The sequence below is a fragment of the Rhodococcoides corynebacterioides genome (assembly GCF_019834675.1).
Taxonomy (GTDB): domain Bacteria; phylum Actinomycetota; class Actinomycetes; order Mycobacteriales; family Mycobacteriaceae; genus Rhodococcoides; species Rhodococcoides corynebacterioides_A.
Map to the genome: position 1 here is coordinate 936,371 of NZ_JABUBU010000001.1, position 19,647 is coordinate 956,017.

Annotated in this window: 17 protein-coding genes, 1 other RNA gene and 1 pseudogene; 14 read left to right on the forward strand and 5 right to left on the reverse strand. The window is 70.5% G+C overall.

Annotated features, from left to right (window positions below):
• Positions 1-15 precede the first annotated feature (15 nt).
• From ftsE to HQ603_RS04360, 12 genes and pseudogenes are all read left to right on the forward strand, one after another.
• The gene (ftsE, locus tag HQ603_RS04305) at positions 16-705 is read left to right on the forward strand and encodes a cell division ATP-binding protein FtsE (protein WP_222683089.1); all 690 of its coding nucleotides are present in this window, start codon (positions 16-18) and stop codon (positions 703-705) included.
• A 51-nt stretch (positions 706-756) separates the two neighbouring features.
• Positions 757-1,662, forward strand: coding sequence for a permease-like cell division protein FtsX (ftsX, locus tag HQ603_RS04310; RefSeq protein ID WP_222683091.1), 906 nt, complete (start codon positions 757-759; stop codon positions 1,660-1,662).
• A 134-nt stretch (positions 1,663-1,796) separates the two neighbouring features.
• On the forward strand, positions 1,797-2,270 hold the full coding sequence (gene smpB, locus HQ603_RS04315; protein WP_222683092.1) for an SsrA-binding protein SmpB: 474 nt from the start codon (positions 1,797-1,799) through the stop codon (positions 2,268-2,270).
• A gap of 54 nt (positions 2,271-2,324) precedes the next feature.
• Positions 2,325-3,194, forward strand: a complete 870-nt coding sequence (locus tag HQ603_RS04320) for a DMT family transporter (RefSeq protein ID WP_222683308.1) — start codon at positions 2,325-2,327, stop codon at positions 3,192-3,194.
• A 50-nt stretch (positions 3,195-3,244) separates the two neighbouring features.
• Positions 3,245-4,762 carry an SDR family oxidoreductase gene (locus HQ603_RS04325; protein WP_222683094.1) on the forward strand — a complete coding sequence of 506 codons (1,518 nt, stop codon included), beginning with the start codon at positions 3,245-3,247 and terminating at the stop codon, positions 4,760-4,762.
• A 52-nt stretch (positions 4,763-4,814) separates the two neighbouring features.
• Positions 4,815-5,185: a transfer-messenger RNA gene (gene ssrA / locus HQ603_RS04330) on the forward strand.
• A 104-nt stretch (positions 5,186-5,289) separates the two neighbouring features.
• A complete protein-coding gene (locus tag HQ603_RS04335; RefSeq protein ID WP_222683095.1) occupies positions 5,290-5,970 on the forward strand; it encodes an alpha/beta hydrolase in 681 nt (226 codons plus the stop codon).
• 68 nt (positions 5,971-6,038) lie between these two features.
• Positions 6,039-7,343 (forward strand): NAD(P)/FAD-dependent oxidoreductase, encoded by a 1,305-nt coding sequence (locus tag HQ603_RS04340; RefSeq protein WP_222683097.1) that lies wholly within the window; start codon positions 6,039-6,041, stop codon positions 7,341-7,343.
• Positions 7,340-8,020 (forward strand): annotated as a pseudogene (locus HQ603_RS04345) (DUF1365 domain-containing protein); the annotation flags it as partial. The gene HQ603_RS04340 and the pseudogene HQ603_RS04345, both read left to right, overlap by 4 nt.
• 60 nt (positions 8,021-8,080) lie before the next feature.
• Entirely contained in the window at positions 8,081-9,343 is a 1,263-nt protein-coding gene (locus tag HQ603_RS04350) for an SAM-dependent methyltransferase (protein WP_222683309.1), read from the forward strand.
• Positions 9,340-10,629 carry an SAM-dependent methyltransferase gene (locus HQ603_RS04355; RefSeq protein ID WP_222683099.1) on the forward strand — a complete coding sequence of 430 codons (1,290 nt, stop codon included), beginning with the start codon at positions 9,340-9,342 and terminating at the stop codon, positions 10,627-10,629. Before HQ603_RS04350 ends, HQ603_RS04355 begins: the two co-directional genes overlap by 4 nt.
• Positions 10,626-11,438 carry a DUF1295 domain-containing protein gene (locus tag HQ603_RS04360; RefSeq protein WP_222683101.1) on the forward strand — a complete coding sequence of 271 codons (813 nt, stop codon included), beginning with the start codon at positions 10,626-10,628 and terminating at the stop codon, positions 11,436-11,438. Before HQ603_RS04355 ends, HQ603_RS04360 begins: the two co-directional genes overlap by 4 nt.
• Before the next feature lie 20 nt (positions 11,439-11,458).
• Here HQ603_RS04360 and treY read toward each other — a convergent pair whose 3' ends face one another.
• The 4 genes from treY to HQ603_RS04380 form a co-directional block, all read right to left on the reverse strand.
• Entirely contained in the window at positions 11,459-13,822 is a 2,364-nt protein-coding gene (gene treY / locus HQ603_RS04365; RefSeq protein ID WP_222683103.1) for a malto-oligosyltrehalose synthase, read from the reverse strand.
• A 9-nt stretch (positions 13,823-13,831) separates the two neighbouring features.
• Positions 13,832-16,174 (reverse strand): glycogen debranching protein GlgX, encoded by a 2,343-nt coding sequence (gene glgX, locus HQ603_RS04370; protein ID WP_222683104.1) that lies wholly within the window; start codon positions 16,172-16,174, stop codon positions 13,832-13,834.
• Between the two features lie 82 nt (positions 16,175-16,256).
• Complete coding sequence (locus HQ603_RS04375) at positions 16,257-17,177, reverse strand: NAD(P)/FAD-dependent oxidoreductase (RefSeq protein WP_222683106.1); 921 nt, start codon at positions 17,175-17,177, stop codon at positions 16,257-16,259.
• Positions 17,174-17,761, reverse strand: coding sequence for a TetR/AcrR family transcriptional regulator C-terminal domain-containing protein (locus HQ603_RS04380; protein ID WP_222683108.1), 588 nt, complete (start codon positions 17,759-17,761; stop codon positions 17,174-17,176). The genes HQ603_RS04375 and HQ603_RS04380 overlap by 4 nt, the downstream gene beginning before the upstream one ends.
• An 88-nt stretch (positions 17,762-17,849) precedes the next feature.
• Here HQ603_RS04380 and HQ603_RS04385 point away from each other — a divergent pair, with 88 nt between their 5' ends.
• Positions 17,850-18,428, forward strand: coding sequence for a DUF2567 domain-containing protein (locus HQ603_RS04385; RefSeq protein ID WP_222683110.1), 579 nt, complete (start codon positions 17,850-17,852; stop codon positions 18,426-18,428).
• Here the strand turns inward: HQ603_RS04385 and HQ603_RS04390 are convergent.
• Positions 18,412-19,110 (reverse strand): NUDIX hydrolase, encoded by a 699-nt coding sequence (locus HQ603_RS04390; protein ID WP_222683111.1) that lies wholly within the window; start codon positions 19,108-19,110, stop codon positions 18,412-18,414. The two genes, HQ603_RS04385 and HQ603_RS04390, sit on opposite strands and share 17 nt — an antisense overlap.
• 93 nt (positions 19,111-19,203) lie before the next feature.
• Here HQ603_RS04390 and nadA point away from each other — a divergent pair.
• Positions 19,204-19,647: quinolinate synthase NadA (nadA, locus tag HQ603_RS04395; protein WP_222683112.1), on the forward strand; the 444-nt coding region annotated here is incomplete at its 3' end.

Here is a 19,647-nt window from a genome sequence, read left to right on the forward strand (position 1 = left end):
CTACACTGGCGTCCCGTGATCAGCGTGGAGAACGTCTCGAAGTCCTACAAGTCGTCGACACGCCCCGCGTTGGACAAGGTGTCCGTGACCATCGACAAGGGGGAGTTCGTCTTCCTCATCGGCCCCTCGGGGTCGGGGAAGTCGACGTTCATGCGGCTGCTGCTGCGGGAAGAGGTGCCGACGTCCGGCACCATCCGCGTCGCGGATTTCGACGTGACCAAGCTGGCCGGCCGACGGGTGCCCAAGTTGCGCCAGTCCATCGGCTGCGTCTTCCAGGACTTCCGCCTGCTGCAGAACAAGACGGTGTCCGAGAACGTCGCGTTCGCCCTCGAGGTGATCGGCAAGCAGCGGGCCATGATCGAACGCACGGTGCCCGAGGTTCTGGAACTGGTGGGCCTGTCCGGCAAGGCGGACCGGCTGCCCAGCGAGCTCTCCGGCGGTGAGCAGCAGCGAGTCGCGGTGGCGCGGGCCTTCGTCAACCGTCCCCTGGTCCTGCTCGCCGACGAGCCCACCGGCAACCTCGACCCGGACACCAGCCAGGACATCATGCTGCTGCTCGAGCGCATCAACCGCACCGGAACGACGGTGCTCATGGCCACCCACGACAACCACATCGTCGACTCGATGCGCCGACGCGTCGTCGAGCTCGACAACGGACGCGTGGTGCGCGACGAGGCGCGCGGCGTCTACGGCGTCGGCCGCTGAGCCCGCCCCGAACGCCGGCAGACATTCCCGACCGCAGACGAAAGACGACCAGTGCGCGCTAGCTTCCTGTTCGGCGAGGTCTTCACCGGACTCCGCCGGAACATCACCATGACCATCGCCATGATCCTCACGACGGCGATCTCGCTCGGCCTGTTCGGTGGCGGTCTGCTCGTGGTGCAGATGGCGAACAAGACCCAGCAGATCTTCCTGGACCGGGTCGAGGTGCAGATCTTCCTCACCGACGACATCTCGTCCACCGACCCGCAGTGCACCTCGGACATCTGCGCGGGGTTGCGCTCCGATCTGGAGTCGACGCCGTCGGTGGTGTCCGTGCAGTACCTGAACCGGGACGACGCCGTCGCCGACGCGACGGACCGCGTGTTCCGCGATCAGCCCGAGCTCGCCTCGCTCGTCTCACCGGACAGCTTCCCGGCGTCGTTCAAGGTCAAGCTCAGCGACCCGGAGCGCTTCGGAGTGATCGACGACGAGTTCGGTCTGCGTCCGGGTGTGCAGAGCGTGCTCAACCAGCGGGACCTGGTCGACCGGCTGTTCAGTGTGCTGGCCGGTGTGCGGAACGCCGCGTTCGCGGTCGCGGTGGTCCAGGCGATCGCCGCCGTGCTGCTCATCGCGAACATGGTGCAGATCGCCGCGTTCACCCGCCGCACCGAAGTGGGCATCATGCGCCTGGTCGGTGCCACCCGCTGGTACACCCAGTTGCCGTTCCTGCTCGAGGCGGTGGTGGCGTCGCTCATCGGCGCGGCGCTCGCGATCGCCGGGCTGTTCACGGCGAAGGCCGGGTTCGTCGACTCCGTCCTCGGCGATCTCTACCAGGCCAACATCCTGGCCCGCATCACCACCAGCGACGTCCTCCTGGTGTCGCCGGTGCTTCTGGTGGTGGGCGTCGGGATGGCGACGGTGACGTCGTACGTGACGTTGCGCCTCTACGTGCGCCACTAGGAACCCGCGAGTCACGGCACACCGGAGAGCGACGGCACACCGGGAACAAACGGCTGGACGCCGTCCTTATCCTTGGCTCGACGGCGTTACGACCGGCCCACACCACTCGCTCGACCCGACAGAGGAGATCCACCGTGAAGGAGAAAGGTCGCAAGGCCATTGCGACCAACCGCAAGGCCCGACACAACTACACCATCCTCGACGTCTACGAAGCGGGCGTCGCCCTGGTGGGCACCGAGGTGAAGAGCCTGCGCGACGGCAAGGCGTCGCTGGCGGACGCCTTCGCCACCGTCGACGACGGTGAGGTCTGGCTGCGCGGACTCCACATCCCGGAATACATGCAGGGCAGCTGGACCAATCACGCTCCCCGTCGCAACCGCAAGCTCCTGCTGCACAAGCGGGAGATCGAGCATCTCGTGGGCAAGACGCGGGAAGGCAACATCACGCTCGTGCCGCTGTCGATGTACTTCAACGAGGGCAAGGTCAAGGTCGAACTCGCGCTCGCCAAGGGCAAGCAGGACTACGACAAGCGGCAGGATCTCGCCCGACGCACCGCCGAGCGCGAGGTGACCCGCGAGCTCGGTCGCCGGATCAAGGGCATGAGATGACGACCTCCGTCGTCGGGGGCATGCGATGACGACCTCCGTCGTCGGGGGCATGCGCTGACCGCTGTTCTCCTCGCGTTGCTCGCGGCCGTCGGTTACGGCGTCAGCGACTTCGTGGGGGGCGTCGCCTCGCGCCGGGTCGCCGCGCTGCGCGTGGTCATCGTGTCGTACCCCGTGTCGGTGATCGTCGTCGCCGTGGCCGTCCCGTTCGTCGGTGGATCGCCGACGACGTCGTCGATGCTCTGGGGAGCGCTGTCCGGCATCGCCGGTGGCGTCGCGGTGTGGTGGTTCTATCTGGCTCTGGCCGGCGGGCCGATGGCCGTCGTCTCACCCGTCACCGCGGTGCTCGTCGCCGGGGTGCCCGTGGTGATCGGTCTCGCGGTCGGGGAGCGGCCGGGAACGCTCGCCTACGTCGGCATCGTCGCCGCTCTCGTGGCCGTCGTCCTGGTCAGCAAGGAATCCCCGGACGAGGCGGCGGGCGAGGTCGCGGGTGGACGGGTGTTGCGATTCACCCCGCGGATCGCGCTGCTCACGGTCGCGTCCGGGGTGGCGTTCGCCGGCACGTTCGTGTGTCTCGACCGTGCCGGGGGCGACGACACGGGATTGTGGCCGCTGTTGGCGAGCCGTCTCGCCGCCACCGCTCTCGTGTGGGTCGTGGCGCTGTCCACCGGGTCGTTCTCCGCGCCGCGGGGCAGCGTGCTGCACCTGGCGGCGGGCATCGCACTGCTCGACGTGGTCGCCAACGCCGCGCTGCTGTTCGCCTTCCAGGGTGGACTGCTGTCGCTGACGAGCGTGATCGCCTCGCTGTATCCGGCCGCCACCGTGCTGCTGGCGATGGTGATGCTCGGGGAGCGCGTGGGCACGGTGCAGAAGGTCGGCATGGTGCTCGCGCTGGGGGCCGTCGGACTCATCGCCGGAACCGGCTGATCGGTCCGCCCCGACTCGTTGTGCGCGGGCCTCTGCTACGAATGGAGTGCATGAACCATTCCGCGGGAGCGCGTGTCCTCGTCACCGGTGCCACCGGCTACATCGGGGGTCGGCTGGCTCCGCGCCTGCAGGAGGCGGGGTACCGAGTCCGGGTGCTCGCGCGGTCGCCGCAGAAGTTGCGCGACGTCCCGTGGGCCGACGGTGTCGAGGTCGTGCAGGGCGACCTGTCGGATCGCGAGTCGCTCGACGACGCCTTCCGCGACGTCGACGTCGTCTATTACCTGGTGCACTCGATGGGCGGCTCCGATCACTTCGCGGAGGCCGAGCGGCAGAGCGCCGAGAACGTCGCCGAGGCGGCCAAGGGCGCCGGGGTGCGGCGCATCGTCTACCTCGGTGGTCTGCATCCCGAGACCGGCGACCTCTCGCCGCACCTGAAGTCGCGCGCCGAGGTCGGTCGCATCCTGATCGAGTCCGGAGTGTTCACCGTCGTGCTGCAGGCCGGCGTCGTGATCGGTTCCGGCTCCGCCTCCTTCGAGATGATCCGCCACCTGACCAACCGGCTGCCGGTCATGACGACGCCCAAGTGGGTGCACAACCAGATCCAGCCGATCGCGGTGCGGGACGTGCTCCACTACCTGATCGAGTCGGCCGAGGCACCGTTCGAGACCTCGCGGACCTGGGACATCGGCGGCCCGGACGTCATGCAGTACGGCGAGATGATGAACACCTACGCCGCCGTCGCCGGCCTGCGCAAGCGGCGCATGCTGGTCCTGCCCGTTCTCACGCCGCGCCTGGCCGGCCACTGGATCGGACTCGTGACGCCGATCCCGCGGGGTCTCGCCATGCCGCTCATCGAATCGCTGCAGTACGACGCCATCGCGCACGAGCGGGACATCGACCGGGTGGTGCCGCCGCCGGACGGTGGCCTGACCCGCTACGAGGAGTCGGTGCGGCTCGCGCTCCGGCGCATCGAGGACGGCGAGGTGGAGACCACCTGGTCCAACGCGACCGACAACGGCGCCCCGTCGGATCCGCTGCCGTCCGACCCCGATTGGGCGGGAGAAGTGGTCTATCTCGACGAGCGTGCGCGCGACTGCGAGGCGCCGCCGGAACTGCTGTGGGACGTCGTCGAGGGCATCGGCGGGGAGAACGGGTGGTACTCGTTCCCCGTCGCGTGGGTCATCCGCGGCTGGATGGACAAGATCGTCGGCGGGGTCGGCCTCAAGCGGGGCCGTCGCGACCCGCGGCGACTGCACACCGGCGAAGCCCTCGACTGGTGGCGGGTCGAGGAGATCGACCGCGGGTCGTTGCTCCGTCTGCGCGCCGAGATGAAGGCCCCGGGCGGCGCCTGGTTGGAGTTGCGGGTGATCCCGCGGGAGGGGGGCCGGAAGTCCCGCTACGAGCAGCGGGCGATCTTCTTCCCGCGCGGGCTGGGCGGCCGGCTGTACTGGTTCGCGATCATGCCGTTCCACGGCGTGATCTTCCGCGGCATGCTCGAGAACATCACCACCAAGGCCGAACGCGCCGCGAACGGTAACCGGGATGAAACGCCCGCGGCGACGCGTTAGACTGAGCAGCCCACCGGCAATCGGTGGGTGAACGTCACCTTCGGGTGAGAAAGGGGCTGAACGGTTTCGACTGTGTACGTCGAGTCAGGGGAAGCGTGTCGGTGCAGGCGAGAGACCACCGCAAGCGTCATCGCAAAAATATAAGCGCCGATTCCAATCAGCGCGACTACGCACTCGCTGCCTAAGTAGCGACTGCGTGTCTGTCAGTCCGGTTTCGCCCTCGGGCCGGGTACTGGCATCAGCTAGAGGGCTCACCGCGTCATCCGGTCACGGGTTGACGTGGAACATCCAACAGTGACTGGGATCGTCATCCGGACGTGTTCGCGAGATCCGGAGATCCAAGCAGAGGCGTAGCGAACTGCACACGGAGAAGCCCTGGTAACACGACGCAGGACCCGGGTTCGATTCCCGGCAGCTCCACCGATCACGGCGGGCCGGACACCACGAGGTGTCCGGCCCGCCGTTCGTCGTCCGTGGATCGCGCCACACCCCGGAATCCGCCCGGCCCGGGGCGCCGAAGACAGAGCATGGCCTCGGTTGCACCCACCCTGCACGGCACGACCGGCTCCGCCGGCTCGGCGCGGCCCGTCGTGGTGCTCCTGCACGGCGGCAAGGTCGCCAGTCACGACCCGGTCCGCCCGTGGCACCTGTCCTACCTCCGCATGGTTCCGATCGCCCGCATGCTCCGCCGGGCCGTCGGGCGCGACGCCGACGTCGTTCTGCTGCGGTATCGCTACCGCGGGTGGAACGGCGCCGAACGTAGTCCCGTCGCCGACGCGCAGTGGGCGATCGAGACGCTGCTGCGGGCACGCGAACCGGGCGCTCGCGTGGTCCTGGTCGGTCACTCGATGGGGGGCCGCACCGCGGCCGCCGTCGCCGGGCACCCCGCGGTGGCGGGAGTGGTGGCGCTGGCCCCGTGGTGGCCGAGCGGCACCGAGACCGACACGATGGCGCCGGGATCGCGCCTGCTCGTCGTGCACGGCACGCGGGACCGGTGGACCGACGCGACACTGTCGGACGCCGCGACGTCCCGTGCGGCGCGTCGCGGGGTGGTGGCGCGGTTCGTGTCCATGGCCGGTGCCGGTCACTTCATGCTGCACCGGTCGTGGCGATGGTCACGTCTCACGCGCGACGCCGTCCGGGATGTCCTGTTCGCCCCGGATTCGGCTGCCCGCGACGGCATCCGGCCCGCGGACCGACCCATCTAGGGGCCCGTCGCCAACGAAATCCTGATCGACAGTCCAACCACAGACTGCGCGATACAGGGAGAAGTCACATGCTTCACGGCTCCGGGACCCCGCGGTCCATCGCCGTCGTCGGTAGCGGCGTCGCCGGCCTCACCGCCGCCTACGTGTTGTCCCGCACCGACCGTGTGACCGTGTTCGAGGCGGACGCGCGACTCGGCGGCCACGCCGACACCCACACCGTGCGGACCCGCACCCGGGGCGACCTGTCGGTGGACACCGGGTTCATCGTGCACAACGACCGGACGTACCCGACGCTGCAGCGCCTGTTCCGCGAGCTGTCCGTTCCCACGCAGGTGTCGGACATGAGCATGTCCATCCGGTGCGACGGCTGCGGGCTGGAGTACTCGGGCGGACAGGGACTCTCGGGCATTCTCCCGTCGCTCGCCACCGCTCGGCGCGGACGGTACCTGCGCATGTTGGCGGAGATCGTGCGATTCCACCGCGTGGCCGCCGCGCTCGTCGCGGCCGAACCGACCACCGAGGAGACGCCGGAGACGGTGGCGCAGTTCCTGGACCGGCACCGGTTCGGGCACTACTTCCGGTCGCACTTCATGACTCCGCTGGTCTCGGCAGTGTGGTCCTGCGAACCCGCACGGGCGCTGGACTATCCGGCGCGCTACCTGTTCACGTTCCTCGATCATCACGGCATGCTCGGCGTCGGCGGATCGCCGACGTGGCGCACCGTCACCGGCGGGTCGGCCCGCTACGTCGAGCGGGTCGCGGCCCACATCGCCGACGTGCGGACGTCGACGCCCGTCGCCTCGGTGCGTCGGCACGCCGACGGTGTCACCGTCGGCACCGATGGGGGCGACACCGTCGACTTCGACGCGATCGTCGTCGCCACCCACCCGCAGCAGGCGCTGAAGATCCTCGACGACCCCACCGATGCCGAGCACCGGGTGCTCGGTGCCATCGACTACTCGCCCAACGTGGCTCGGCTGCACACGGATTCGTCGGTCCTCCCGCGAACCCCGCGCGCCCGCGCGTCCTGGAACTACCGCATGGATTCCTGTGCCGCCACGCCCGGTGCCGTCGTCGTCACCTACGACATGACTCGCCTGCAGCGCCTGCCGGACACCGGCGATCGGTACCTCGTCACCCTCGGCGAGCCCACCGATCGACGGGTCGGGGTGGACGCGGCGGCGGTGCTCGACACGATGCACTACGAGCATCCGCTCTACACGACGGAATCCGTTGCCGCGCAGCAGGTGTTGCCGACGCTGAACACCGACCGCACGGTCTACGCGGGCGCCTACCACGGCTGGGGGTTCCACGAGGACGGCGCCGCGTCGGGGCTGCGCGCCGCCGAACGGCTCGGCGGGGTGTGGGCATGACGGCCACGGTGTTCGACACCACCATCCGCCACCTGCGGACGGCGCCGGTGCGCAGCGACTTCACCTACCGCAGCCACGCCTGGTTCGTCGACATCGACGACCTCCCGACGGTGCCGCGCCCGCTGCGCGCGCTCGGCCGCATCGACCCGGCGGACCACACGGCGGACGGCCGGACACTGCGAGCCGAGATCGATCACGTGCTCGCTGCCCACGGCGGCGAGCCGGCGACCGGGCGCATCACCATGCTCACCGGGGTGCGCTCGCTCGGCCACGCCTTCGACCCCCTGACGGTCTACTGGGTGCACGACGACGCCGGCGCCCTCGACTGGGTGGTCGCCGAGGTCCGCAACACCTACGGCGGCCGGCACCACTACGCGGTGCGGCCCGACGCGCACGGTCGCGCGCAGGTCGACAAGGCGTTCTACGTCTCGCCGTTCAACGACGTCGACGGCCGGTACCGCATGCGCCTTCCGGAACCGGACGGCACGCTCGACCTGTCGGTCGTGCTCGTCCGCGACGGGCAGCCCCCGTTCGTCGCCACCGTCACCGGCACCGGCCGCCCGGCCACCACCCGCGCCCTGGTGCGAACCGCTCTGCGCTCTCCGCTGGCGCCGCACCTGGTGTCCGCCCGCATCCGTCGACGGGGCATCGCGCTCTGGCTCCGCGGCCTGCCGATCGTCCCGCGCCACCGAGCCGACGACCCCACCTCGCCGTCCCTTCCCACCGAAAGTCAGCCGATGCCCACCACGTTCGCCGCCCCACCCGTCGTCGACGCGCGTCGCTGGCCGGGACTCGACCACGTCCCGACGTCGCCTAAGGCGCGCCTCGCCGCTCCCGTCGCCGATGCGCTCTTCCGCCGCGCCGCCGCGGGACTGCACATCCGGGTCGAGATGCCCGGCGGCGTCGTCGTCGGTGGGGGAGCGACCGATCCCACCGCACCGACGATGGTGGTGCACCGGCCGCGGGACTTCGCTGCGCGCGTGGGCGAGAGCGGCCTGATCGGCTTCGGCGAGGCCTACATGGCCGGGGACTGGGACGCGCCGGACCTGACGGCGGCGCTGTCGGTGTTCGCCGAGCACATGGCCACGCTGATTCCGGCTCCGCTGCAACGCCTTCGGTCGCTGTACGTACCCAAGCCGCCCGGGTCGGAGACCAACACGACGAGCAACACCCGGTCGAACATCTCCCGCCACTACGACCTGTCGAACGAGCTCTTCGAGCTCTTCCTCGACGAGACGATGACGTACTCCAGCGCGCTGTTCGCCGACGCGACCACCTCGCTCGCCGACGCGCAGCGGGCCAAGATCGACCGGCTCCTCGACGCGGCCGGCGTGACGGCCGGCTCGCGTGTCCTCGAAATCGGCACGGGCTGGGGTGAACTCGCGATCCGCGCCGCCGAACGGGGCGCCACGGTGCGGTCCGTGACCCTGTCGACCGAGCAGCTCGAATTGGCGTGCAAGCGCATCGACGCCGCGGGCTGGTCGGACAGCGTGCAGGTGGACCTCCTGGACTACCGCCTGGTCGACGGCGAGTACGACGCCGTGGTGTCCGTCGAGATGATCGAGGCCGTCGGACATCGGTTCTGGGGCACGTACTTCCGCACCATCGACTCGGTTCTCGCGCCGGGCGGTCGGGTCGCCATCCAGGCCATCACCATGCCGCACGACCGGATGGTCGCGACCCGGAACACGTACACCTGGGTGCACAAGTACATCTTCCCCGGCGGGTTCCTGCCGTCCGTCCACGCGATCGACACCGTCACCGAACGGGAGACGTCTTTGCGGGTGCGCGAACGCTTCTCGATGGGCGACCACTACGCCCGCACCCTTCGCGCCTGGGACGAGAAGTTCGCCGAGAACCTCGAGGACGTCCACCTGCTGGGCTTCGACCCGACCTTCGCCCGCATGTGGCACTTCTACCTCTGCTACTCCGAGGCCGGCTTCGACACCGGCTACCTCGACGTCCACCAGATCGTGCTCGACCGAAGGAGCGACCGATGACCACCACCGGAACCGTGGCGGCCCGCCTCGAGACCCTGCTGCGTCCGGTGGTGGGCGGGGAGCTGCCCGTTCGTCTGACGGCGTGGGACGGGTCGACGGCGGGCCCGGTCGACGCCCCGGCCGTGACCCTGCGCAGCCCCGACGTGCTGCGTCGACTGCTGTGGAACCCCGGCGAGCTGGGTGCGGCGCAGGCCTACGTGACCGGCGACCTCGACGTCGAGGGGGATCTGAACGCGGCCCTGACGCACGTCTGGGACGTGGTGCGTACCCGCCGGCTGTCGGCGGTGCGCCCGACCCCGCGGGCGCTCGTCGACCTGGCCCGGACAGCGGCGTCGCTCGGGGCGATCGGCCGCCCGCTGCCGCCGCCGGCGTCGCAGGCCGTCGTGACGGGTCGCCTGCACTCGCTGATGCGCGACCGTGCGGCGATCAGTCACCACTACGACCTGTCCAACGAGTTCTACGAACTCGTTCTGGATCCGCAGATGGCCTACTCGAGCGGCTACTGGACGTCGGATGCCCCCGACTACGGACTGGTCGACGCGCAGCGGGACAAGCTCGACCTGGTGTGCCGCAAGATCGGGCTCGACGCCCGACCCGGCATGCGCTTCCTCGACGTGGGATGCGGATGGGGCTCGCTCAGCCTGCACGCGGCCGAATACTTCGACGCGCAGGTGGTGGGGGTGACCATCTCGCGTGAGCAGAAGGCGTTCGTGGACAAGCGGATCGCGGACCGTGGGCTCGCGGACCGAGTCGAGATTCGCATCCAGGACTACCGCGAGGTGCAGGGCGGGCCGTTCGACGCCGTCGCCTCGATCGAGATGGGTGAGCACGTGGGGGAGAAGAACTACCCTGTGTACGCGCGGGCGTTGTTCGAGAACGTGGTCCCCGGCGGACGCGTGCTGGTGCAGCAGATGTCACGTCGAGCCGGCGACAACCCGGGCGGCGGCGCGTTCATCGAATCCTTCATCGCCCCCGACATGTTCATGCGTCCCGTGGGCGCCACCGTCGCGATGATCGAGGAGTCCGGGCTGGAGGTGCGCGACGTCCACGCGCTGCGCGAGCACTACGTGCGGACCGTCGACGCCTGGTACGAGACGTTCGAGTCCCGGTGGGACGAGGTGGTCGCGATGGTGGGCGAGGAGGTCGCCCGCGTGTGGCGTCTGTACCTTGTCGGAGGCGGTATGGCCTTCCGCGACGGGCGCATGGGGGTCGATCAGATCCTGGCGACGCGGCCCGACGAGCAGGGGCACACCACCATGCCGCCGACGCGCGAGTCGTACGCGTGAACTCCGCGTCGTTCGATCTCTCGGCGTTCGCGGGACTCGCGGGCCTGTCGCTGCTCGTGGCCCTGGCGGTCCTCGGCCTGACCGCCGTCGTCGGGTTCCGCATCGGACGACACAACGTCGTCGACGTCAGCTGGGGCGCCGGCTTCGTGGTGATCGCGGTCGTGGCCGCGATTGCGGGCGAGGGCGAGCTGTGGCGCCGTGTCCTGCTCGCGATCCTGGTGGGGCTGTGGGGAACCCGGCTCGCCGTGTCGATGGCCCGACGCTCCCGCGGCAAGGGGGAGGACCCGCGGTACGAGGACATGCTGGCTCGGGCCGGCGGACACCCGGTGGTCACCGCGCTGCGCAAGATCTACCTGACCCAGGCGCTCGCCCTGTGGTTCGTCTCGCTGCCCGTGCAGGTCGCGGCGTCGGCCGACGGGACCGTCGGGGTGCTCACCGTGGTGGGTGTGGCGCTGTGGCTCGTGGGAGTCACCTTCGAGACCGTCGGCGATCGTCAGATGGACGCGTTCAAGGCCGACCCCGCGAACACGGGCCGGATCATGGACCGCGGTCTGTGGCGCTACACGCGCCATCCCAACTACTTCGGCGACGCGTGTGTGTGGTGGGGCGTGTATCTGATCGCGGCGGGCGGTGCGGGTTCGCTGGCCGGGCCCGCGGTGGTCACCGTGCTCTCCCCGGTGGCGATGACCTACTTCCTCGTCTTCGCCACCGGGGCCCGGCTGCTCGAGCGGCACATGGCCGAGCGGCCGGGCTACCGGGAGTATCAGCAGCGCACCAGCTACTTCGTGCCGCTCCCGCCGCGCGGGTAGCAGCGGACGGTCGACCGGCGTCAGCGCACCAGCAGGGCGACGGGCAGCGTGCCGAACACCGTCGCGGCCGGCGTCGTCCCGGAGTACGTCGCCCCGGTGAGGCGATCGGTCCACTCGCCTTCGGGCAGAGCGACGGTGGTGTCACCCCAGGTGTCGTTCTCCCGCCCGTTGCCGACCAACGCCAGGGACGCCCGGGTGGCCAGCACGACGACGTTCGGAGCGCCGCCGTGCTCGCCCCGGCCGAAGCCGACGACGTGATCGGACGCCGACCCCGAGGCCGTGACCGGGACGTAGTCACCGCCGACGAAGCTCGCCGGACGCTCGCGTCGCAGCGTGACGGCGTGACGCGTAACCCAGAACTTGGCCGCGCCCGTGCCGTCGACCGCGGGTGCCGACGTCGTGGTCTCGGCGAGCGTGCGCAGCGCCGCGTAGTCGACGTCGCGCCGGTTGTCGGGGTCGACCAGCGAGTCCTCCCACACCTCGGTGCCCTGGTAGACGTCGGGAATGCCGGGCCCCGTGAGGTGCACGAGCTTCTGGGCCAGTGAATCGCTCCACCCGTGCGGAGCGATGCCGGCCACGAACTCGGTGACGGACTGCGCGACCGGACCGTCGAGGAGGGTGTCGATCCAGGTGTGGACGGCGGATTCGAAGTCGGCGTCCTGATCGTTCCAGGACGTGCGCGACCCGGCCTCGCGCATGGCCTTCTCGGCGTAGGCGTGCAGGCGCTCACGGTAGGTGTCGGTGAGCTCGCCGTTCGCCGGCCACGTCCCGATGATGTTCTGCCACAGGAACAGTCCGGTCGAGCCGTCGGGTGACGGGGCGGCGTCGTTCCAGTCGGCGAGGCACCGCCGCCACAGCTCCGGCACCTGCGAGAGCACGCCGATCCGCGCACGGACGTCCTCACCGCGCTTGGTGTCGTGGGTGGACAGGGTGGTCATCGCCCGCGGCCACCAGCGCGCCCGCTCGGCCAGGCGAGCGTGGAACTCGGGCGTCGACAGACCGAATCGGGCGGGATCGCCGCCGACTTCCTGCAAGGAGACCAGCCGCGCCGCACGGTAGAACATGCAGTCCTCGACACTCTTGGCCATCACCGCGCCGGCCACCTGCTGCAGCCGCGCGGCGGCTTCGCCGCCGACCGCCACGGCGGCCACCAGCGCATCCAGCGCCTCGGTCCGATCGGGCTGCTCGGCCTGCACCTCGCCGATCAGTCGGGGGAGCAAGCCGGTCAGCGGGGCGTAGTCCGAGCGGTACACCGGCATTCGGGCGACCACCTCGACCGCCGCCTCGGCGATGGACTCCGCCCGGGCGTCGGTGCGCGTGTCCCGGACGACGGCGGCAGCGAGACGTCGTACCTCGGGGGCCAGCTGCGTGCGCGCGGTCTCTCTCTTCAGCGCGCGTTCCGCGGCGTGCACCCAGGCCGCGTCCGCCGCGTCCCCGGTGGTCTCCTCGGCGAGACGCGTCAGGGCGTCCTCGCCGCGTCGGTCGAGCAGGACGTCGCCGATGTCGGCAAGCGCGTCGTACCCCGTGGTGCCGTCCACCGGGAGGGTGGCGTCGAGCGGCTCGGCGGCGGTGAGGATCTTCTCGACCACCAGCCACGACTCGGGACCGATCAGGTCCCGGAGACGGCGGAGGTAGTCCGCGGGATCGGTGAGGCCGTCCGGGTGGTCGACGCGGACGCCGTCGACCAACCCGTCCGTGAACCACGAGCGCACCTGCTCGTGCGACCAGTCGAAGACGCCAGGATCCTCCTGACGGATCCCCGCGAGATCGCTGACGGAGAAGAAGCGTCGGTACCCGATGCGGCCCGACCGCCACCCGACCAACTCGTACGCCTGGCGGTCGTGCACGGCGCGCGCGTCGTCGCTGCCGTCGTCCGTGCTCGGGTCCACCGGGAAGCGATGGTCGTAGTACGCGAGCGTGGTCTCGTCGCCGGACCGGTCGACGGTCAGCTCGGCGACGTCCGCGTCGTCCCCCAGCACCGGGAGGGCAATGCGCCCGGCGGTCCAGTCGATGTCGAACACGTGCGCGTGCGACGACGCGCGTCCGAAGCGGAGCACGTCCCACCAGAACGGGTTCTCGCGCGGGGTCGCGACGCCCAGGTGATTCGGAACGATGTCGACGACGACGCCGAGACCGTGCGATCGCGCTGTGGCGGACAGCGATTCCAGCGCCGCGCGTCCGCCCAGGGCCTCCGACACGGTGGTGGGATCGGTGACGTCGTATCCGTGCGTGGAGCCCTCGGACGCGGTGAGGATCGGCGACAGGTACAGGTGGGAGATGCCGAGATCGGCCAGGTACGGAACCAGCGCCTCGGCGTCGGCCAGGCGGAAGCGGTCACCTCGCAGTTGCAGTCGATAGGTCGAGGTGATCGCGTCGGCAGTCATGGCCGGGTGTTACCCCGTTTTCTTCAGCACCAACAGTGATCGTGCTTGCACCTGAACGCTCTTGCCCGCCGTCACGACGGTGTCCCGCACGCCCGTCGAGACGGCGGTGTCGAGGGCCACGGTCCACTCCGCCGCGTACTGCCCGTCGACGGTGGTGAAGTCGATGGGTTCGTGATGCGCGTTGAAGCAGAGGTAGAAGGTGTCGTCGACGACGCGATTGCCGCGGGCGTCCGGCTCGGGGATGCCCTCCCCATTGAGGAAGACCGCCAGCGACTTGCCGAAGCCGGAATCCCAGTCCTCCTCGGTCATCTCCTCGCCCGCCGGCGTCAGCCACGCAATGTCGCGCGTCTGCTCGGCGGACCGGATGGGCCGGCCCTCGAAGAAGCGACGACGACGGAACACCGGGTGCTGGTTGCGCAGGGCGATCACGCGGGAGGTGAACTCCACCAGATCGGCGTTGGACTCGGCGAGCGACCAGTCCATCCACGCCAGCTCGGAGTCCTGGCAGTAGACGTTGTTGTTGCCCTGCTGGGTGCGGCCCATCTCGTCGCCGTGCGCGAGCATCGGGGTGCCCTGGCTCAGCATCAGCGTGGCCAGCATGTTGCGAATCTGCCGGGCCCGCAGCGAGAGGATCTCCGGATCGTCCGTCGGGCCCTCGACGCCGCAGTTCCAGGATCGGTTGTGGCTCTCGCCGTCGTTGTTGTCCTCGCCGTTGGCCTCGTTGTGCTTCTCGTTGTAGGACACCAGGTCGTGCATGGTGAACCCGTCGTGCGCGATGACGAAGTTGATGCTCGCGCCCGGACGGCGGCCCGTCGCCTCGTAGAGGTCGGATGACCCGGTGAGCCGAGAGGCGAACTCGCCCAACGTCGCCGGCTCGCCGCGCCAGTAGTCGCGGACGGTGTCGCGGTACATGCCGTTCCACTCGGTCCACAGGCCGGGGAAGTTGCCCACCTGGTAACCGCCCTCGCCGACGTCCCACGGCTCGGCGATGAGCTTGACCTGGCTGACGACCGGATCCTGTTGCACCAGATCGAAGAACGCACTCAGCTTGTCGACGTCGTGCAGTTCGCGCGCCAGCGTCGACGCGAGGTCGAAGCGGAAGCCGTCCACGTGCATCTCGGTCACCCAGTAGCGCAGCGAGTCCATGATGAGTTGCAGCGTGTGCGGGTGGCGCACGTTCAGGCTGTTCCCGGTGCCGGTGTAGTCCATGTAGAAGTACGGATCGTCGTCCACCAGACGGTAGTAGGCGGCGTTGTCGATCCCGCGGAACGCGATGGTCGGGCCCATGTGATTGCCCTCGGCGGTGTGGTTGTAGACCACGTCGAGGATGACCTCGATGCCCGCCTCGTGGAACGAGCGCACCATCGTCTTGAACTCGGACACCGCGGACCCGGCGATCGGTGACGACGAGTACTCGTTGTGCGGGGCGAGGAAGCCGAAGGAGTTGTAGCCCCAGTAGTTGCGTAACCCCTTGTCCAGCAACGTCTGATCCTGCATGAACTGATGCACCGGCATGAGTTCGATGGCCGTGACCCCCAACCGGGTCAGGTGGTCGATCACCGCCGGGTGCGCGAGGCCGGCGTACGTGCCGCGCTGATCCTCGGGCACGTCCGGGTGCGTCATGGTCATGCCCTTGACGTGCGCCTCGTAGATGACCGTCTCGTTGTACGGGCGACGCGGAGCGCGGTCGTTCTGCCAGTCGAAGAACGGGTTCACGACGACGGTGAGCATGGTGTGCCCGAGCGAATCGTGTTGTGGGAAGTGCTCGTCGGCGGTGTCGGGTTCCGCGGCGGTCGACTCGTCGCCCGCCGCGTTCTCGGCCTCGTCGGGGATCACGGCGGCGGTGGGCGCGTTGTCGCGGATCGCGTCGACGGTCTTCGACGCGGCGGCGGAACCGGCCGGTGCGGTGTCGTGCGCCGCGCCGGGGATCACGGCGACGTCGTCGCTGACCGGGATCTGCGGCGTGTGCGCGGGGAGATCGATGTCGTAGCTGAACAGCGACCGGTCGCCGTCGAACGCGCCGACGAAGGCCTTGCCGTAGGGATCCACCAGCAGTTTGCTGGCGTCGCAGCGCTGGCCGGCTCCGGGGTTCCACGGGCCGTGCACGCGGTAGCCGTACCGCTGGCCGGGCTGCACGGTGGGCACGTACGCATGCCAGACGTACCCGTCCACCTCGTCGAGGCGGATGCGCGTCTCCGTTCCGTCCGCCTCCACCAGACACAGATCGACGGCCTCGGCCACCTCGGAGAAGAGAGCGAAGTTGGTGCCGGCGCCGTCGTAGGTGGCTCCCAGGGGATACGCACTGCCGGGCCATACCTGGATCGAGGACTCGCGTGCATGGTCGACGGACATGGCCCGAACCCTATCCCGCCGGTGCGCATACCCCCCGGTCTGTGACCTGCACCGCTGGTCGCGCCCCCGGTCGGGCCGGCGGTCACGCCCCCAGTCGCGCCGCGATCGCCTCGCCGAGGTCGGTTCCGGACCGCCACGCGCTCTCCACGCGCGGCGACCCCTCCGGGCACCACTGATCGCCCGCGAAGCCGAGCAACCGTCCGTCCTGCTCGATCACACGATGCGAGGTGTCGTGACTCGCCGACGGTTTCGCGTACGTCCAGCGGTGGGCGTGCGTCCAGTCGGGCGGCGCGATGTCGGTGAGTCGACGGACGGCGTCGACGACCGGAGCGATCGCCGCGTCCGGATCGTCGAGATGACGGCGGGCGCGGTCCGCGGTGGTGTGGGCGACGAGCACCGGCGCGCCGTCGCGGCGGCGTGCGCCGTCGAGGGCGAGGAAGTCGACGTCCGGATCGTCCTGCACGAAGGCCGCGTCGGGGAAGGGCACCGCGGCCGCGTCGCGCAGCCCGAGCACCACGGTGATCACCGGGTCGTACGCGACGGCGTCGGGGACCTCGGCGATGCGTGACGCCTGCGGATCCGGCATGGCGAGCACGACGTGCCCGGCCGGGAGCTCGTCGACCTCGGCCCGGTCGATCGGGGTGTCGCGCAGGAGGTCGCGGACCAGGGAGCGCAGCCCGCCGGGAGTGCCCCACCGCGTCGGCCCGGTCTTGGGTTCGGGCTCGTCGCCGGCCCGCAGCACGGTGAAGGTGTCGGTCCACTCGTGGACGAGTCCGCGGCGGGACCAGTCGTCCACCACGGCGCGGAACCCGTCGTCGCGCACCGTGAAGTACCCGGCGCCGGTGTCGACCCGACGGTCGTGCAGGAGCGGGGAGGCCATCCGACCTCCCGGGGCACGGCCGCGGTCGAGCACTCGCGCCGGAACGCCCGCGGCGCGCAGCGCGAGAAGGCAAGCGGCACCGGAGATTCCGGCGCCCAGGACGGTGACGGTGGACTCGCTCACCGCTCCAGCGTACGGACGCGGTGGCGGATGCCGTCGACGAACAGGGTGAGACCGACGGCGAACCCGGTGGCCGCATCGGTGTCGAGCGCGGCGGGTCGATCGGACTCCGGCAGCGCGCCGACCGAATCGAGCTGCATGCGCGACTGCTCGTCGGTGGTCGCCCCGAGGACGAAGTGCAGGACCGCCTGCGCGGCGGGGGCGACGTCGGCGTCGTCCAGTCCGGACGCGCGCACCGGCTCGGCCAGCCGTTCCCGGATAGGGACGCCGACCTGCCGCGCGGCGAGGCTGGCGGCGACCACTTCGGCTCCGTCGCGGTGGGACAGCAGGGCGTCCCGCAGGGACTCGGCGATCTCCACCAGGCGCGCGTCCCAGTGCTCGGCGGTCGCCGGGCGGGCGACGGCGCGCAGCAGGATGCGGTCGGCCACCGCGCCGAGCAGAGCCTGCTTGTTGGCGACGTGCCAGTACAACGCACCCGGGGCGACGGCCAGCGACGTCGCGAGGCGGCGCATCGACAGATCGGCCAGTCCGTAGTCGTCGAGGAGCGACACGGCGGCGTCGACCACGTCGGTTCGGGTCAGGTGCACGCGCGGGACCGTCCTCTCCGACCTCGTCGGCGCCGGCGCACCCGGCGTCGTCGTCACCCTAGCCAGCGGGCGAACTAGGGTCGTGGCCGTGGTCGAATCCGAAGGTCCTGCTACCTCCGCGCCGCGGTCGACGCGAGGGGTCCGGTGGGCCCGCGGGATCGTGGCGGCGGCGGTGGTGGGGGCGCTGCTCGGCGTCGCCTGGGCACTGCTTGCCCCGGCCGAGCACGTCGGCGCGCTGGGCGACGGACGCGGCGTCGTCCTCACCGGGGAGAGCCTGCACCGGTTCGACGCCCTGGCCCTGTTCGCGACGACGACGGCGGCGGCCGGCGTCGTCGGGTCGATCGCGGCGTGGCGCGGTGGTCCGGCCACGGTGCGCCGCGCGGTGGGCATCGTGGCCGCGGCGGCGGTCGGCTCGGTGAGCGCGGCGGGAGCAGGGCTCGGTCTGGCCGCCCTCCGCTATCCGGACGTCAGCGATGTCGCGGCCGGAGCGGTGGTGGCCTCGGCCCCCGGCCTCGGCGCCCCGACGGTCCTGATCGCGGCGCCGTTGGCCGCGGCGGTGACGCTGGTGGTGCTGGTCGCGTTCGCACCCGACCCCGACGACGCGCCCGACCCGGACGACGCGCCCGACCCCGACGACGCTGCCGACCCGATCAGCCCGGCGGTCTGAGGGCGGCGAACTCGTCGGTCACCCGCAGCCGTGCGTCGGCGAAGCGGTAGAGAGTGGCGGGGCGTCCGCCGGCCGGGCCCGGGGGGGCGGTGCGGCCGGTGGAGGCGATGACGCCGCGGCGGGTCAGGACGCGCTGCAGGTTGGTGGTGTCCACCTGGTGTCCCAGTGCGGCGCAGTAGATGTCGCGCAGCGTCGAGAGGGTGAACTCGTCGGGCGCGAGTGCGAACGCGATGTTGGTGTAGGAGAGTTTCGCCGCCAGACGGGTGCGCGCGTAGCCCACCATGGTGCCGTGGTCGAACGCCGTCCGCGGGAGGTCGGACACCGGATGCCAGCGGGTGTCGACGGGCAGGACCGGGTCGGCGACGAGGGGGACCAGCCCGAGGAACGTCGAGGCGATGGTGCGCAGACCCGGCACTCGTCCGGGCTCGGCGAACACGGAGAGCTGCTCGAGGTGGCGGACCTCGCGCACGTCGACCTTCTCGGCGAGTTGGCGACGGGCGGAGTCGGGGAGGTTCTCGTCGTCGCCCAGGGTGCCGCCGGGCAATGCCCAGGCGCCGCGGTCGGGGGCGAGGGCGCGTTGCCACAGCAGGACGCACAATTCCGCAGGTGCGTCGGGGGCCGGGGGTGACACACGGAACACCACGGAGAGGACCTCGTGACGGGCGGTGCTACCATGGGTCATGTTTTCGACCTTAAGTCGAAAACCCGGCCGGGTCCACTCGAGTGGGTCCGCACCCGATGCGACCCCCGCGTCGGACGCACGCGAGGAGACATCATGTCGATCACCACGCCGTCGACCACCGCCGACCGGCTGTTCTCGGAGATCCACGACGGACCCACCGGCTGGACGGGCGTCGACGCCGGACCTGAGTGGGCCGAGGAGATCCGGCGCCTGGCCGCGGAGAAGAACGCGACCATCCTCGCGCACAACTACCAGCTGCCGGCCATCCAGGACATCGCCCACCACGTGGGGGACTCGCTGGCGCTCTCGCGGATCGCGGCCGAGGCGCAGGAGGAGACCATCGTCTTCTGCGGCGTCCACTTCATGGCGGAGACGGCGAAGATCCTGTCGCCGAGCAAGACGGTGCTGATCCCGGACGCCGTCGTCGTGTCCTACGTCAACACCACCGCCGAGGTGAAGGGTCTCACCGACATCTGCTGCACCTCGTCCAACGCCGTCGAGGTCGTGCAGTCCATCGATCCGGACCGCGAGGTGCTG